Raw genomic sequence first — 16,446 nt, forward strand, 5'->3', positions numbered from 1 at the left:
TCACTTCAATGCTCCGACTTTTTTTCGTATATAAAATTACATTTACCTCGTTTCGCTGCGCACGTAAAAAGTTACCTCGGTTCCTTTACCCAACGTGCTTTTGATATGAAGTCCTGTGCCGAAGTGTCGCTTCAAGCGCTGATGCGTATTGATCAGGCCGACTCCTGAGCTGCGATCTGCATTTCTTTCCAATACCCGTTGCAATTGAACTTCGTCCATGCCGATCCCATTGTCCTGAACCGTTATCTCTGTAAGCGTGTCATGGACAGAAATTCGAATATGTATTTCCCCTCCGCGAGTGCGCTTCATAATGCCATGTCTTATTGCATTTTCAACCAAAGGCTGGATCGAGAGGAAAGGAATTTGTAACTCTTCGCAGTCATCTACCTCCCAAACGACCTGCAGCCGCTCTTCAAACCGGACCTTTTCGATATATAAGTATGAACGCACTAGACTTAATTCCTCTTTAATCGAAACAAGTCCATCCGTATCTTGAAACCTAAATTTATACCTCAAAAAATTGCTGAACTCATCAAGCAAATGGCGCATCTTATCCAAATTAATGTCACTCAAAGCGGTTACCGCGCTTAAAGCATTGAATAAGAAATGAGGTTGGATTTGGGCTTGCAGCCATGCCGCCTCCAATCGCAATTGTTCCCGAACCGTTTGTTTAATCGTCGTTAGTGCTTCAATCCGCGATCTGATTTCCAATGCTTCCACCGGCTTTGTCACATAATCGTTTGCTCCTGCTAAAAAACCGCTCTGGATATCCTTCGGCTGGCTTCTTGCGGTAAGGAGCAGCACCGGGAGCTCGGTAAGCGTGTACCGCTCTCGAATTCTTCGTGTCAGCTCATAGCCCGACATCTGCGGCATCATAATATCGGAGATGACCAGATCCCATTCCCTCGTGTCCAGTATAGCCAATGCTTCTTTACCGCTCGTTGCCATCGTGACATCATAATCATCAGGCGGTAGTATGGTTTCGAGCACTTGCAGATTAACAGGATCGTCATCCACAATTAATAAGAGCGGACGATCACAATTCATTGCAATAGAGGTTGTTGGTTTTGCCGCTGGCGGGATATCCTCTTTATCCAAGATGATGGGGGCAGTTTCCTGAGTCGGCGCTGGTTGTATTGTAAATGGTTTGAATGAGTTAGAAACAAGTTCCTCATCTTCCACATTCAATTCCGCAAGCTTTAACGAAAATGTAAATTTCGAGCCTACTCCTAAAACAGAAGATACCTCTAACGTACCTCGATGAAGATCAATCAGTTGCTTGCTTATACTTAAGCCTAAGCCAAAGCCGCCTTCAATCATAGTTTCGCTGGCGCTGGCTTGCTCATACGGAAGGAATAAACGCTTTAGCATGTCCTCATCCATGCCGATCCCGGTATCAGCAATAACAATATACGCTCTTCCGTCTTCTGCCAAAGCTTGAATCGTAATGACCCCTTCATTCGTATACTTCACGGCATTATGAAGCAAATTGAAAACAATTTGAATCAACCGATTCTCATCCGCAATAACAGGTGGAAAATCCTCAGGAATCTGATTTGCGATGTTGACGGACTTCGCCTCTGCGTTAAATTGCAGCATATCAATGACTCCCGTTATGATCGGCTGAATCAATATGGCTTTTTCCTGTAAACGAGGATTGCCCTCCCGCAGACTCATCACATCAATCAAATCATTTAATATAAGTGTTAGCCGATGTCCTACAGATAGTACCGTTTCGAGCTCCTTGACACTTCGATCCTGTAACAAATGCCCTTCTCTGTTCAGCACGGACTGTGACATGTTAAGGATGCTATGAAGCGGATTTTTAAATTCATGAGACGTGTTCGCCAGGAATTGATCTTTATGGTCATTCACTCTTTGCAAGGTTGCGGCAATCTCCTTGGTGTTAGCATGCATGATGAAATAAGCCTTAAACCATACAGAGGCCAAACACCCCATCGATATAATCAGGTCAAACGGATAATGGACAATGCTCAAACCGCTCTCCCGCCAGAATAACGACCAAAGGAAATGGTGAACCAGCGCAAGCATAGAAAAGAGCAGTAACAGATGGCTTTTTATATCCTGGATTACTTTTTTTATAATGGCTATGATCGTGATTAAGGCTGCGATGCATCCCAATAGGTAATAAACCGGGAAGAGCATGATCACCTGATGCGGAGCTAAAAATAACGTAACCGCGGCAGTCCCCAGAGCCATTACGGTATAAACCGGATATACCCTGCGCCAGTAAGGGAGCTCACGATGATCCGTACATTCCAGCAACGCATAGCATCCGATCATAAAAGCGGCATTGGATAGCCGAAAATCCCAATCACTGCCGATGTAAAATAATTGATGAAACAGCTTTTCATCGTTACTAAACAGGCTGGAAATGGTTACGCATAGTGTTAACAGGGAAAAATAGAGCAGCTTCTTCTCTTTATTTCCTAGTAAAAATAAAATAAGTGCATACACGGAATGCATAAGAAATATAATGGCTCCCAGCGTCTGCATGGAAACGGAGAATTTCATTTCCTGTGCGACGGCTTCTTCCGAACCGAATTTAATGGACCTGGCAATGCCGCCGCCTCGACTATCCACATAATTTGCCGCCTGAATCACTACATCGATGACGCCGTTTTTGTCTGCTGTAAAGCTTGTAGAGTAAGGCAGGTTCTTCGCCGTATATTCTTCCTTTGTTTTTGCCACCTGCCCGGATTTAGCAAGCAGTCGTCCATTTACATATAATTCGGATGACGTGCGTACGCTGGGTACACGAATACTATAATTAACGTTCTGTTTCGGGTTTACCTTAATACGCAGGCGGTAGGACGCATAACCATATGGAGTCGGCTCTTCACTATGCAAAGCTTCGTTCCATCCTCCCGGAACCGAAATCAGCTTTGGCTCGATCTCGGCTGACACACGCTGCCGACGACTACCATCCAGCAACCATAGTGAAGGATAAAACTCCCATTCCCCATCAAGTAAGAGCACGCCGCCATCATCTGCATTCCAATGACGCAAATCCAGCTGCCCGTTCGTAATGGACACCTGCTCTTGATGAGGCAACAATACCATCCACACCATGCGCAGGCTCGATAGAATGACTAACAATAACCCTATTAACAAGATCATATGACTCTTTTTCATTTGGTATATGGGTGAGTCGTTTGCCAAGAAGTATTCTCTCCTAATCCATTCTAATGTAGGCACTGCTCCATGCAAGAACAACCATTGACGACTTCCATGCCATCAATGGTTGTTTTAAGTTGCTTCATTATTTATTGCTCAATTTATCAATTTCAGCAGCTATGCAATTAATACTCTTACCGCTGCACGCGTCAATTGTTCAATATCCAAAAATTGTCCTACATTAGATTAACAACCCTATCTATACAAAATCTATACAGGGTGGCCTAGGGCATTGACAGCGATTCTATGACGGGACACAAACTATATAGACAACAAAAAAAGAGCGTCCCCCTTATGGGAAACGCCCTTTCTAGTTCTCCGAATTATTTCAAGCCCAGTACTTCAAAATCATAAATCCGCGTAGCCGTGTCCCCGCCTTGCGTCGCCTTCTCTATTTGAAGACGCACGTACTGTGCGGAGGTGAGTTCGATGGCATGGCTGCTGACCGCTTTCGTATTGTCTTTGACCGATACCGCGTCCTTCCATTCCTTGCCATCCGAGCTTACCTGAATGGTAAATGCCCGCGTATTGAACGCGGCCGGCTCGCCCCCGGCTTCCGCATGCTTGATCGCGAATTCGCTGAGCTTATGCTCGGCTCCCAGGTCCACCGTCAGCCAGTGAGGCCCGTCTCCAACAGCACACCACTTGGTGGCGGCGTTACCGTCCACCGCAAATGCAGGTGCTTCCTTCTCATTCACGAAGCTGGATGCTGATGTTTCCTTGCCAAGAGCAAGGTTGCCCACGCCATTCTCCGCTTCCCGTGTAACCGTGATGAGTTTCTTCCGAACCAAGTCCTCGCCAACGCTATTTGTAGCGGTTAGCGTCACTTCGTACGTTCCTTCCTCCGGATAGGTCACTTTAGGATTCTGCTCCGTGCTGGATGCTGGCTGTCCGCCCGGGAAGCTCCAGCTCCAGGACTCCGTCACTTCCGAGGAAAGATCTGTGAATTGTACCGTTTCTCCCGGTGCGATCAGTGTTTTATCCGCTTTGAAGGCTGCAACCGGCTTCGGATATTCCGGCTAGTCAAAGCTTACCGACGATGCTTTTCCTTGTTCGTAATGTCGGTTTACCGGAATCACGGCCATCTTGGTTGCCTGCTCTTTCAGCATCCGCTTCATTTCCGGCACGTAATATACCGTATTCCCCGTCATGCCCATCAACTCGGACTTGCCGTCCGGATGAACCCGGTACACCTGGTAGTACATCACGTCCTCAGCCTGTTTCGGTGCCTTCCAAGACAATCGCGCATCTCCATATATTCCGTCGCGGAAATCATTATCGATGACCTGAAGATCGGTCACCTGGTGCGGTTTCTTCGCCTTATCGTTCACCTGAGTAACAGCCAGTTTTCCAATATTCACCCGATAATCCGCTATATCCGCGGCTGATTCGAATTGCAGCGAGATTCCCACAATCGTGCGGCCTTTATACTTGTTCAGCTTAACGCTGCCCTGCTTCCAATCCTGATCGGCACCCGTGGCGGTCCACTTGCCAGGCTCGAAAAATTCATACCGATCCGGCGCATCGGAGAATGCCAACCCAATCTTCACCTTGGCGTCCTTCGCATTGTCCGCATAGACGAGCGATACTTCCGTCGTCGGTTCTACCGGGATATTCGCCTTATACAGCTTGACATGAGTAGAGGAGCCTTTGCTTACGGCACCCGCCACCTGAAGCGAGCTGCCTCCGTAGTAAGATTTGCTGAAGTCAAATCCAGGCTTGAGGGCTTCACCCTTGCCATTGGTTTCCGTGATCCAGCGCCAGGTCGGCAAAATATCCTGCAGGCTCCGATTGCTCCAGTCCCTGCTCCGCATCACTTTACCGTCCACCGCAAACATATGGCCGTTCCCGGTATTGAAATGGGTGACAAATTCGGAATCGGTGAGCACGGTTTTGGCCACCACATCATTCGCAATCCCTCTCCAGGCGAGCGGATCGGTCCCTTCAGGCTGCGAGGTATTAGCCGGATTCATGCCAGGTCCCGCCCAGAAGATCTGCTCCTTTTTCATATACTCCTCATGGGTTTCGGAGCTGTTGAACGCCCAATCGGGACGATAAATGCCAAGTGAAGTCGTGGCTTTCTTCCCATCCGGGAACACAACCGGCCAATTGAACTTGCCTTCGTAGCCCTTCGCCTCCACGTCGATGCCGGCATATAAATCATACGGACTGCGGCCAAGCTCCGCCGCTTTGGCCGGAGAGTTCAAGAACGGAGTAATGTAATCGTATTGGCCGTTCTTCTCGTCTTTGAACTGCCAGCGGAAATCGATGAACATATTGTCGGAAACCCGCTGATTTCCCTCCTGGAAGAACATCTCGTTCTTGTCCGTCAAAGCCCCCTGCCACTTCACCGGTCCTTCCTTGATCATGGAATCGTACCAGATCACTTCCATGCTCGGCGCTTTTTTCTGCTGAAGATACGTTAAAAACTCAGCCATCTTGGCGGCATCCTCAGGCGTTCCGCCCTGAGTCTCCTGATTGATGAACCAGCCATCAAATCCGTAATACTTAGCAACCTCAATCAGTTTGTCTGCAACCGGGAAGGATCCATCCTCCCGCTGCTTTAACAGATCATGCATCCACTGGATTTTGCCTCCATGCTCGGTTTGCGGCAAGAAAACGGTTCCAAAAACAGGTACGCCATTCTTGTGAGCCGCATCGATCACGTCGGCGCTTGGCGGAACGATCAATCCCTCGCCTGCCGAACCGCCCCACATCACCAGCTTGTCGATATACTGCCAATTGCTGAACGTATAGGTATGGAACTTCTCCGAGCCTTGGGAAGGAGCTCCGCTTGTGCTTGGATACATGGAAGCGATCGATAAAACCTTCACTTCCTCCTTGGCATTGCTGTTTATCTTATGACCCTGGATACGCTGATCCTCCAGCTTAACCGTTCCCCGATTAAACAGGGCATCCTTATCCGTGGACGGCGACCATTCCAGCAGCGTGTTCGGATACCAATATGACGAGTGAGGTTGTGCTGCTTCGGCTTCTCCAGCAAAACCCGTCAGGGACGCGGCCAGCACTGCCGTGCTCATCCATACCGTCATTCTGCGTTTCCACTGGGCTTTCGTTAAATAATCCGGTTTGATTCGTTTCATGGGAAAACCTCCTGTTTAATTCATGATTTCGTGGTGACAATGAATGCGTTTTCCATCTAATAGAAGGAATGACAGAGAGAAACGGCCGCTTTAGATCAGCCGTTTCTACCCCCTCATACACTTTTATGGATTACTTGTTTTGAGCCTTCCACTCATCAAACTGCTTTTGAGCTTCAGCGATAACTTTGTCAATTCCAGCATCCTGGAATTTTTGTTTTGCTTTTGGCAAGTATTCTTCAGGATCGATGGAGCCGGTGTACAGTGCAGGAATGAATTCTTTCGCTACGTTGGTGATGGCCGCAACCTCCGTTTTTACCGGAGCCGTGTCGAAGTTAAAGCCGAACGTAGGAGCTACCACAGCGGAGCTGTTAAATTTCTCGAATGCTTCCCATTTGTCTTCAGGCTCGCCTTCATGAAGATACGTCAGGAACATATTGCCGAGCGCAAATCCAGGCATGGCATAGCTTTCCTGCATAGCAGGCATATCCTCGATGTATGGTCCTTCAAGCTTCTTGTAATGCGTGCCTTCCAAACCGTATTGAATCATATTGCGCAGCTTCTCATCCGTGTTCAGCAGGTTCAAGAACATCATCGCCCGCTCCGGATTTTTGGAGTACGAAGAAATCGCCATCATCGAGCCCGCAGCCGAGCTGGTGTAAATGACTGGATCGTGCATCGGTCTTGTCACAATGTCATATCCCGCGTTTCTGGACCAGCCGAGCTCCGCGTATGGCTGTGTAATCTCGCGGTCCACGAGCCATTTGCCGGTTTTGATGTTATCAATGCCGTCGAGCGTCGCTACGTCCTCGCGTACATAACCCGCTTTATAATATTTGCGCATCGTGGTCAGAGCCGATTTCAGTTCAGGTGAATCCAGCAGATTCTCAAATTTAAAGTCTTTGGTGTCAAGGTACATACCGATTGGAATTTCATCGCCAAGCGGGAAGTCGACCGGTAAGTACGGCTTAAAGCCTTTCGGTACGGCAAGCGGTGTAATATCCGCAGGCTCGTTCTCTTTAATCGTTTTCAGAAGCGGCTCCAGATCCTCAAGTGTTGTCACCTTGGAAATGTCCAGGTTGTACTTATCCAGATACTTCTTATTGAAACGCCATACAAACTGCTGTGCCAATTCCTTGTTGGCCGGGATGCCATAGTTCACGCCGTTGACCTTCGTTCCTTCCAAGAAACGAGGATCCAGCGCTTCCTTAATGCCTTTTCCATATTGATCAAGCAGATCATTCAGCGGCTTAAATGCGCCCTTCGCTGCATTTGGAAGATAATCGAACGCCCATGAGCTAGTGAAGGCGATGTCGTAATTCTCGCCGGAGCTTGTAATAACCTGCATCCGCTGGCTGTAATCGCCCCAGTCGATCATACTGATCTCGAGCGTTGCATTGATTTTTTCCGTCAAATATTTATTGATTTCCTCTTGAACCACGGGAAGATCCTTCTGGTTAGGCCCGATCATATACATTTTCAGTTTGACCGGATCCAGCTTGGAAACATCGACCGTGCCGTCGCTCTGAACGGCTGCCTCTTCCTTCGCAGGCTCGCCGGACTTAGCGCCTTCCTTGCTGCCGCAAGCCGACAATACAACCGTCAGCAGAAGCACAAGAGCAAGGGACAGTATAGAAACCTTTTTCTTAAACATGTGTTTTCCCCCTGTATCACTTAATGGTTAATGCTATATTGACACCGCTTACACACCTGAAACATCAAAGCCGGATTTCTCCGGCAGTGTGCGATGCGGGTACAACCATATGAAATTAGCCTTTGACCGAGCCTACCGTCAGGCCCTGGACAAAATATCGCTGGAAGAACGGATACGCCATAACAATCGGCAGTGTCGCCAATACGACCATCGCCATCCTTACCGTCTCTGTTGGCAGGCCGGCTGCTGCATCGAATGAACCGATATTCTGCGCATTCTGCGTCAGGAAGTCCATGTTCTTCTCGATCTTCATCAGCATGAACTGCAGCGGTGGCGTTGCCTGTGGATTGTTATAATACAGCAAGGCATTAAACCAGTCGTTCCAGTAACCCAAAGAGCTGAACAAACCAATCGTTGCAATCCCCGGCAGCGAGACCGGCAGCACGATTCGGATAAAGGTCAGAAACTCGCCGGCGCCGTCGATTTTGGCGGACTCGATAATTTCATCCGGAATCGTCGTTTGGAAAAAGGTCCTCATGACGATGATGGAGAACGCGCTCAAGGATAAAGGAAATATCAACGCCCAGATCGTGTTTTGCAGATGCAGGAACTGGGTCATCACGATATAACCAGGTACCATACCGCCCGAGAACAGCATGGTAAAGAATGCAAGGAAGCTGAAAAAGCCTCGAAATTCAAAGTTTCGGCGAGACAATGCATAGGCATAAGTCGTAACCAATGCCAGACTCACCAGCGTCCCCAGTACCGTAACCAGGAGCGTTAAGCTGAATGAGGACAGCAGCTCGCCTCCCGTTTCAAAAATATATTCGTACGCCGCCGTACTGAACTGACTCGGCAGCAGCCTGAAGCCTTCCAAGACCAGCGTCTGTTCGTCGGTCAAGGAAATAATAATAACAAATAGAAACGGAAAGATACAGGAGAACGAGAAGATGCCGATCACGATATTAAAAATCGTATTCCACAATGGGGAGATGGCGTTGTAGTCTCTCTTCTTTGAACGCTTTGCCGGCTGATTCGCGGTTTGCGTGGATAGCTGCGTCATGAACGGTACACCTCCCTCGGATTAGAAGATCGCATGATCTTTTTCAATTCGTCGAACGATATAGTTGGCAACTAGAATCAGAACCAGCCCTACAAGCGATTGGTACAAGCCCGCTGCCGTACTCATTCCGATGTCCCCCATATTGATCAGTCCGCGGTAGACGAAGGTATCGATAACATTCGTTACCGGGTAGAGAGCGCCCGAGTCCTTCGGAAGCTGATAGAACAATCCGAAATCGGAACGGAAGATGCCCCCGATGGCCAGTATGGTCAGTATGATCATAAGCGGCTTCAAGAGCGGAATCGTAATGTACCGCGTTTGCTTCCACTTGTTGGCTCCATCGATAACAGCCGCTTCATAATAAGACTTGTCGATCCCTGTAATAGCTGCCAGGTAAATAACGCTGTTGTAGCCCACGCCTTTCCAGATGCCGACAAAAACGAGAATGAAGGGCCAATATTTAGCTTCGGCGTACCAGCTGATCGGCTCTCCCCCGAAATAAGTGATGATTTGATTCAACGTCCCTTTGTCTACGCTCAAGAAGGTGAACGCAAAATAACTGATAATAACCCACGACAAAAAATGCGGCAGAAACATGCCGGTCTGATATACCTTGGCCGTCCGCTTGTTGACCAGCTCGCTTAGCATGATCGCAAAGCCCACCGCAATGATCAGGCCCAGGATAATAAAAGCCAGGTTGTACAGAATCGTATTCCTCGTAATGATATAGGCATCATTGGTTGTAAACAGATATTCGAAGTTTTTGAACCCTACCCATTCGCTGTTGAACACGCTGGCAAAAAATCCGTCCGGGCTTATACGGAAGTCCTTAAACGCGAGAACGGTGCCAAACATGGGCAAGTAAGCAAAGATAAGAAACCAGATGGTTCCGGGCAGTATCATCAGCAGCATAAACCGGTTGCGTATAACCTTTTTGATGAACCCCGACATGAGCACTCCTCCTCTTCCCCGTTAAATACAAGTGATGCGACTGTTCTAGAAGATCCCCCATGATCTATGTCAATGCGGCTATTCTATCACTCACCCTTAACTACTATCATTGTGCCAAGTAAGCGCTATCGCGCTCAAGTTGAAAAATACTAGAACGGGATGGATAAATTAAAGAATCCCCAGAAAATAACAAAAAACAGGCCAAAGCTTATCAGCCCTGAGCCTGTCACTAGACGGTTTACGGTTTATTTAGATCCGATACATGGACCTCATTTCAGTTGGAGACACGCCCGTATATTTTTTGAACTGCCTGTAAAAGTACGAGCTGTCCGTGTAACCTACGCTGAACGCAATATCCGCCGTCTTTTGATCGGTATGTAACAGAAGCTGCGTGGCTTTCTCGATGCGGTACTGGTTCAAATAATCCGAGAAGCTTGCTCCGACCTCCTGCTGAAAAAGCTGCCCCAAATAATTCGGATGCATCTGCAGCCGCTGGCTCAGCGTCTTCAGGGAAAGCTCTTCCGGATAATGGTGCTGGACCTGCTCTACAAGGAACGAGACGTGCAGGCTATAGCCCTGATCCGCTTCTTCCAGGCGCGCAAGGCTGCGCTCGACGATACGCCACACATGATTTCGGAGTCCCTGGAGCGTATTAATCCGGTGCATTGGCGTAAACACCTCGCTGTAATCGGGGTTCTTCTCCATATCCTTCGCCGCGATCATCAGCTGGACTGCCGCATTCAAGCAGCTTCCCCGGGGTACCGTCTGCTCTCCGCTGTCACCGCCGAGAACGGACTCGATATAAGCCTGCAAGGACGGAACGTCTCCCTCGATCAGTAGCTTCGCGAACGTGTCGGGGCGAGCGGACGGCGAAGAAGCCTGAACGGTCTCCGGTTCCGCAGGCGGACTGTACAGCGTCATGTCATCTCCGGCAATCAGACAGGCGTTGAAGTGGCTCTTCGCCTTCCTGTAGCTCTCCTGAATGTCTTTGAAATCATTGAATCCCGCATTTCCTTCGGAGCACCACATGCGCAAGCCAGTCAGCTCCCTCAGCTTGACCATGGCATTTCTCATACCCTCCCGTGCGGCATCCCTCCGCTCAGTCATCGCGACCGACATCACCACGATGTCGTCATCCGCATCGGGGAAGCAGATCACCTCATGATCTCCCCCAAGCTCTTCCGAGAAAGCCCGGCAATATTCATCGGCTAGGCTGGTCAAGCGATAGAGCTGGGATACCGGGCGTTCGTCAGATATGAGCCGCAATACGTAAACCTGGTAAGACACATAATTCAGCGGAATTCCGAGAAGCTCGGCTCTTTGTTTTAATTCCGAGCTTTTGATGTCGCCGTTGACCCATCGCTGCAAAATATTGCTGCGGAGAATCTTCCAATCCTCTTCGGAGCGAAACCGTTTCAATTCCTCGCGCTCCCAATCGCCTCGGATATGCTTAATGGTGGCTTCCAGCTCCTCAATGTTGATCGGCTTCAAAATGTAATTCTGAATGCCGAGCGTGATCCCCACCTTCACATATTCAAATTCTTCGTACCCGCTCAGCACTATGAATTTGGTGCGGGGATGCATTTCCTTTACCTTCTTGATCAGCTCGAGCCCGTTCATTCTGGGCATCATAATGTCCGTGATCAGCAGATCCACGGGCTCTTCCTTCAACCTCTCAAGCGCCTGTAACCCATCGTTGGCCGAACCAGACACATGCAGGTCGTAGTCCTGCCAATCCACAATGGTGGCTAAGCCCTGAGCGATCAAAGGCTCGTCATCAACAAAAAATACCTTCCTCATGTCGTCTCCCCCTTGCGAAGCATCGGTATTTCCATGCGGACCTCGGTTCCCTGTCCTTCCGTACTGTTTATAGTCACTCCGTAATCATTCCCGTAGTTCAGCACGATTCGTTCATGCACGTTCATCAGCCCGATCGAACGATGGCCCTTTTCGGGAGGCTGGAGAACCTTGTTCAGCGTGCCGCGAATTTGGGTCAGCTTTTCCTCCGGAATGCCCGTTCCATTGTCCGATACGATGATCACAACCCGGTCCCCTGCCCCATAAGCTCGGACTGAAATTTTATTGTTGTCTTCCAGCGGACGAAATCCGTGAACGATATAGTTTTCCACGATCGGCTGGACCAGCAGCTTGATAATGCTGGCACTTTGGATTTCCGGATCCACCTCGATCTCCGTCTCCAGCCGGCCATCATAGCGAATGCGAAACAAGTCGAGATAAACGGAACACATGTCCATTTCCTCTTCAACGGTAACCACCGTGCTTTTCTTTACCATGTTCTTGAACATGACCGACAAGCTGTATATCATCTGCCCCACTTCCTTTGCCCCCACGAAGTACGCCTTCATGCGAATGGATTCAAGCGTATTGTATAGAAAATGGGGGTTGATCTGGGATTGCAGGGCAACCAGCTCCGCGTTTTTTTGCTTGATCTCCGAGGTATACATTTTATCGATATATTGCTCCAAACGGTCGCCCATGTCGTTAAACCGGCGGGAAATCTGCTGAAGCTCGTCTTCGCCGGACATTTGAATGCGCGTCGACAGGTCCCCTTCGCCGATCCGGTTCATCGAGCGGATAATCCGCTGCACTTTTTTGGAGAACTTGCGAACGATCGTAAACGTAATCGCAAAACTGGCCGCCATAAACACCAGGGTGACCAGAATCAGTCCGGTTCTGAGACTCTCCGTGCTCTCTTTAATCAAAGATTGCGACACAATGCCCACCACCGACAGGCCCGCATTGCCGACATTCAATATGTTCACTTTGGAGGGTTCATCCAGCTGAACCCAGTCCCCAGCTTTCTCCTGCTCCAGGTGGTAGGGATAGGTTTGACCGTAGTACTCGTCCTCCGAATCGTAAATCACGGTTTCCTGTGCGTTCAACACCAGGATCCGGCCTTTGACCGATGCGCGGCTCTCCAGCCAGGATGAAATTTGCCGGGCGTCGAACTCCACATTCATCATCCCCACCCGATTCAGGGTCCACGGGTCCTTCAGCTCTCTCGAATAAGAATACGATCTTGGACTGGAGCCTCCCGGTGAATGCGAAGACTCGTTCTGCGGCATGGTATCCCAGCTGTGCTGCTCCCGGCGGGCGAACCAGGTCTCCCACTTGTTCTTGGAGCCCGCTTCATTATTCAGCTGCTGGTTGGTCCGGCTGATATGCATGTAGAAATTGTTCGGATAGCTGTAGATCGACACGCTTCTGGCGCTTGATTCCTGCTCCAAGTAATTTTTCAGCAAGGTATTGAAAGAGCGCAAACGCTGTTCTCCCGTCCTGGTGTACAAATCCAGGCGGTATTTCAGGTAACTCTCATATTCGTGGTTCAAAAAATAGATCAGCTCATCGCTCAGCGTGGCATCTCCATATATCTGCTGAAATATATTCTGTATGCCCTCATACTGCCGGCTTAAATAAATATTCAGAACATGCGCGGATTTAAGATTCGCATCGGTCTGCTCGCGGAGTATGCGCTGCGTCTGGTATTGATAAACCAGGGTTGCCGCAATCGCAAATAGCACGATCATGACGGTCGAATACAGCACAACGATTTTGTTGAACATTTTTCGCTTCAGATGATTTAAATAGAATTGGCGCAGTCTGAAAATATGAAACACACCCTGTTCTATAATGGTCACTTCGGCACCCAGTGTACACCCTTTCCGTAAACCCGGCAATTGAAATTTGCATCTTTATGAAGTTCAATGAAATAAATCACGCGCTTTCCGCGGCCCACGAATGCGGCACTCCGCTTCATGCCACCGAACGAGGTATAAAACGTATTCTAGTATGGAATTGATGAATTGCGAAGGCAGCAAGGAATAGCATCCCGTTCGTTCTGACCGAACGCGAAATGGAAATGCTAATCGTTGCTACTCTTTTGAAATATTAATTTTGCGGGCAACAGGGGGGGCTTTTTCCTCCTCAATCGTGTCGATGACACTGTCGATCACGGATCGCGATGCAAGCAGCCATTCCTTGACCGCGTTTTTTACATGCTCCTTGGTTTGATGTCGCTCCAGATTTTCCAACAAACGCTCCACTCGAAGCAGATTTTCCATCACTCGTTCCCTCCTAAGCTCTGCGCTTCTCATTGATCTTCAACCTCTCCTTGTGCAGTCAATTCCCGTTTGCCAAATCGGATGATAAGACGGTCCTTCGCATACCTTGCGCCTATAACTTCGCGGCCCATCAGCGTTCTTGGTAGGATGACCTTGCGTTTGTAGGCGCCTGCATCTACCGTTAATTCGTCACCTGTCTGCGTTAAATCAAGATCCGCCTTCTCGACAAAAGGAATGGAAAGCTCCAGCAGCATGTCTCCGTCATCCTCCCGGATCGTCTCCGTTCTGCCACGATATAACATGGCAGAAGGAACCTGCTCTCCATAAACGATATCCGCTAATTCCTCAAGAATAGGGAGTCCGATAACTTCCTTTTGCATCATAGGCGCCTTCAGAATCGGAAGCGGCTGAAAGTTCAATACGATTTCTTCCTCGTATTTCTTTTGAATGTCCCGCCAATGCGCGAAGAATCCTTTCCCTGCCTCATCCGGCAGCACCCGATTAACGATAATGGCATCCGTATTGAACCCGAACAGATTCAAATAGGTAAAGGAGCGCTTCGCTTCGGCAAGCACCATCTTCTCCGGATTCAGCACGATCCTGACCGACGTGATCTCCGGATCCAGAACGAGCCGCTGCATTTCCTCCAAGCCGCGTGCTAACCGCTCGATGCTGTCCAGCACGTCATCCGAAGGAAGATCGATATCCTTTACAATTTTGGCCACAGGCCGCACGATCTTGATCAATTTGCGTTCGGTCGGGAATATCTTCTCCAGCCACCAATTCAATACGTTTGGATAGCTAAGCAGCCGCAGCGTCTCTCCGGTCGGGGCGCAATCCACCACCAGTACGTCATATTGCCCGCTTTCAGCATGTTCCTTGATTTTCAGCAAACTGAAAAGCTCCTCCATACCTGGGAACACGAGCATTTCTTCTGTAGTGACATCTTTAAGCTGCGCTTTGTCGAGTAATTTCGTGATCCAGCCCTGGACGGTTCCCCAATTGCGCTCCGTCTCGCGGATCGCGTTCACTTCCTGCCCCCACAAGTTGTCGCTGATTTGGACGGGATCCGGTCCGATCGGTACCGCCAGCGAATCTGCTAAGCTATGTGCCGCATCTGTACTGAGAATAAGGGTCCGTTTGCCTTGTTTGGCCATTTTCACTGCCGTCGCCGCCGCAATACTCGTCTTGCCGACGCCACCTTTGCCTGTGTAGATGATGATCCTCATATCCATCCGCTCCTTTTAGTACGATTTCGTAGTAAATAGCCGAGAAAATCCGGCTTGAACCGGTTATTCCTCAATCTGAATCTTTACAGAGTGACGTTTCTTTTCTTGAAGCGTTACAGGTCCCCCATCCTGGAAGACTCTGGCTGCCTTGAACAGTAGTGTCGTGAATTGCTCCATTTCCTCAGGCGTAAATGCCGTCTCCAATCTGCTCAGCATCGCCATCATGATTTGCTCCCATTCCTTTGCCAGCTGCAGACCTTCCTGCGTCAGCGTGACGAGCTTAACCCGTTGATCTTGTGCAGACGTAGCCCGTGCAATCAAGCCTTTACGTTCAAGCCGTTTAGCTATGCTTGTCATCGAACTTAAAGGTGCCCCCATCTCGGAGGCCAGCTGCGACATCGTCAAATCTCCGCGGAGGAGCAAAATAAGCAGCGTTGACATATCGGAGCGAGTCACTTTTTGTTCAAGCTGAAGCGTATCGGTCATAAAAGCAAACGGACGCAGACCGGTCTTGAGGAAAAGGTCATATAGGTGTTGGATACCGGTCACTCCTTTTCGTACGATTTCGTAATATTACGTCTGCGCCTATTTTAATACGATTTCGTAATAATATCAATCACCTGCCGAATTTTTATACGATGTTTTTATTAGCAGGTAAAACCTACGATTGACAGCACTTCATGCTCAGTGTTACATTGATTTCCAGTCATTACTACGAAATCGTATTAATATGTTGCTGGAGGTGCATGGATATGGATTGGAGTAGTATGGTTTTGGCAACGGCCGGTGTCATAGGCGGCGGCACGGCAGTGGCACACGGCATTCTCATGAAACGGGTGATCATTAAGCCGATGGAGACGGTTTTTGAAGCGGATGGGCGAATATCTGCGCCGCTGCGAAGGCTTGGGACGCTGCTTTTACATTTCAGCACATTCAACTGGTTACTCAGCGGGCTCTTTTTGATTGCAGCCGCGATCTGGTTCGGGGAGGAGGCAAGGCTCGTGACGGGCCTGCTAGCCGGCAGTTCTTTTCTGTACGGTGCAATCATCTCATTTTGGGTAATGCGTCGCCTTCATCCCAGCTGGATCTTGATGACCGTTGCGCTCATTCTGACCGTCTTGGGACTAACGCTGCCATAGGCTCTAGTATATAGCCAGTATTATATATA

The 16,446-nt window shown here is 49.1% G+C and carries 10 protein-coding genes and 1 pseudogene; 1 reads left to right on the top strand and 10 read right to left on the bottom strand.

The features are described from left to right. Positions 1-42: 42 nt before the first annotated feature. The 10 genes and pseudogenes from BJP58_RS19145 to BJP58_RS19190 form a co-directional block, all read right to left on the bottom strand. The gene (locus BJP58_RS19145) at positions 43-3,156 is read right to left on the bottom strand and encodes a hybrid sensor histidine kinase/response regulator (RefSeq protein ID WP_442953970.1); all 3,114 of its coding nucleotides are present in this window, start codon (positions 3,154-3,156) and stop codon (positions 43-45) included. A 365-nt stretch (positions 3,157-3,521) separates the two neighbouring features. Continuing rightward, positions 3,522-6,302: pseudogene (locus BJP58_RS19150) on the bottom strand (endo-beta-N-acetylglucosaminidase). 130 nt (positions 6,303-6,432) lie between these two features. Beyond that, entirely contained in the window at positions 6,433-7,953 is a 1,521-nt protein-coding gene (locus tag BJP58_RS19155; RefSeq protein WP_194540186.1) for an ABC transporter substrate-binding protein, read from the bottom strand. A gap of 115 nt (positions 7,954-8,068) precedes the next feature. Further along, entirely contained in the window at positions 8,069-9,016 is a 948-nt protein-coding gene (locus BJP58_RS19160) for a carbohydrate ABC transporter permease (protein ID WP_194540187.1), read from the bottom strand. Positions 9,017-9,037: 21 nt separating this feature from the next. Further along, entirely contained in the window at positions 9,038-9,967 is a 930-nt protein-coding gene (locus BJP58_RS19165; RefSeq protein ID WP_071219420.1) for an ABC transporter permease, read from the bottom strand. Positions 9,968-10,216: 249 nt separating this feature from the next. Then, the gene (locus BJP58_RS19170) at positions 10,217-11,767 is read right to left on the bottom strand and encodes a response regulator transcription factor (protein ID WP_194540188.1); all 1,551 of its coding nucleotides are present in this window, start codon (positions 11,765-11,767) and stop codon (positions 10,217-10,219) included. After that, positions 11,764-13,665 (bottom strand): sensor histidine kinase, encoded by a 1,902-nt coding sequence (locus tag BJP58_RS19175; RefSeq protein WP_233354694.1) that lies wholly within the window; start codon positions 13,663-13,665, stop codon positions 11,764-11,766. The genes BJP58_RS19170 and BJP58_RS19175 overlap by 4 nt, the downstream gene beginning before the upstream one ends. 195 nt (positions 13,666-13,860) lie before the next feature. Further along, entirely contained in the window at positions 13,861-14,049 is a 189-nt protein-coding gene (locus BJP58_RS19180; RefSeq protein WP_194540189.1) for a hypothetical protein, read from the bottom strand. Between the two features lie 29 nt (positions 14,050-14,078). Then, a complete protein-coding gene (locus BJP58_RS19185) occupies positions 14,079-15,278 on the bottom strand; it encodes an ArsA family ATPase (protein WP_194540190.1) in 1,200 nt (399 codons plus the stop codon). Between the two features lie 63 nt (positions 15,279-15,341). Then, on the bottom strand, positions 15,342-15,827 hold the full coding sequence (locus tag BJP58_RS19190; protein ID WP_233354695.1) for a MarR family winged helix-turn-helix transcriptional regulator: 486 nt from the start codon (positions 15,825-15,827) through the stop codon (positions 15,342-15,344). 203 nt (positions 15,828-16,030) lie between these two features. Here BJP58_RS19190 and BJP58_RS19195 point away from each other — a divergent pair, with 203 nt between their 5' ends. Continuing rightward, complete coding sequence (locus tag BJP58_RS19195; protein ID WP_194540191.1) at positions 16,031-16,417, top strand: hypothetical protein; 387 nt, start codon at positions 16,031-16,033, stop codon at positions 16,415-16,417. The last annotated feature ends 29 nt before the right edge of the window (positions 16,418-16,446 follow it).

It is taken from the genome of Paenibacillus sp. JZ16, assembly GCF_015326965.1.
Lineage (GTDB): Bacteria > Bacillota > Bacilli > Paenibacillales > Paenibacillaceae > Paenibacillus_AQ.

Excerpts from the sequence above, each read along its gene's own strand:
- BJP58_RS19195 (WP_194540191.1), top strand. The coding sequence starts at position 16,031 with ATGGATTGGAGTAGTATGGTTTTGGCAACGGCCGGTGTCATAGGCGGC.
- BJP58_RS19185 (WP_194540190.1), bottom strand. The coding sequence starts at position 15,278 with ATGAGGATCATCATCTACACAGGCAAAGGTGGCGTCGGCAAGACGAGT.
- BJP58_RS19180 (WP_194540189.1), bottom strand. The coding sequence starts at position 14,049 with ATGGAAAATCTGCTTCGAGTGGAGCGTTTGTTGGAAAATCTGGAGCGA.
- BJP58_RS19170 (WP_194540188.1), bottom strand. The coding sequence starts at position 11,767 with ATGAGGAAGGTATTTTTTGTTGATGACGAGCCTTTGATCGCTCAGGGC.
- BJP58_RS19160 (WP_194540187.1), bottom strand. The coding sequence starts at position 9,016 with ATGACGCAGCTATCCACGCAAACCGCGAATCAGCCGGCAAAGCGTTCA.
- BJP58_RS19155 (WP_194540186.1), bottom strand. The coding sequence starts at position 7,953 with ATGTTTAAGAAAAAGGTTTCTATACTGTCCCTTGCTCTTGTGCTTCTG.
- BJP58_RS19165 (WP_071219420.1), bottom strand. The coding sequence starts at position 9,967 with ATGTCGGGGTTCATCAAAAAGGTTATACGCAACCGGTTTATGCTGCTG.
- BJP58_RS19145 (WP_442953970.1), bottom strand. The coding sequence starts at position 3,156 with ATGAAAAAGAGTCATATGATCTTGTTAATAGGGTTATTGTTAGTCATT.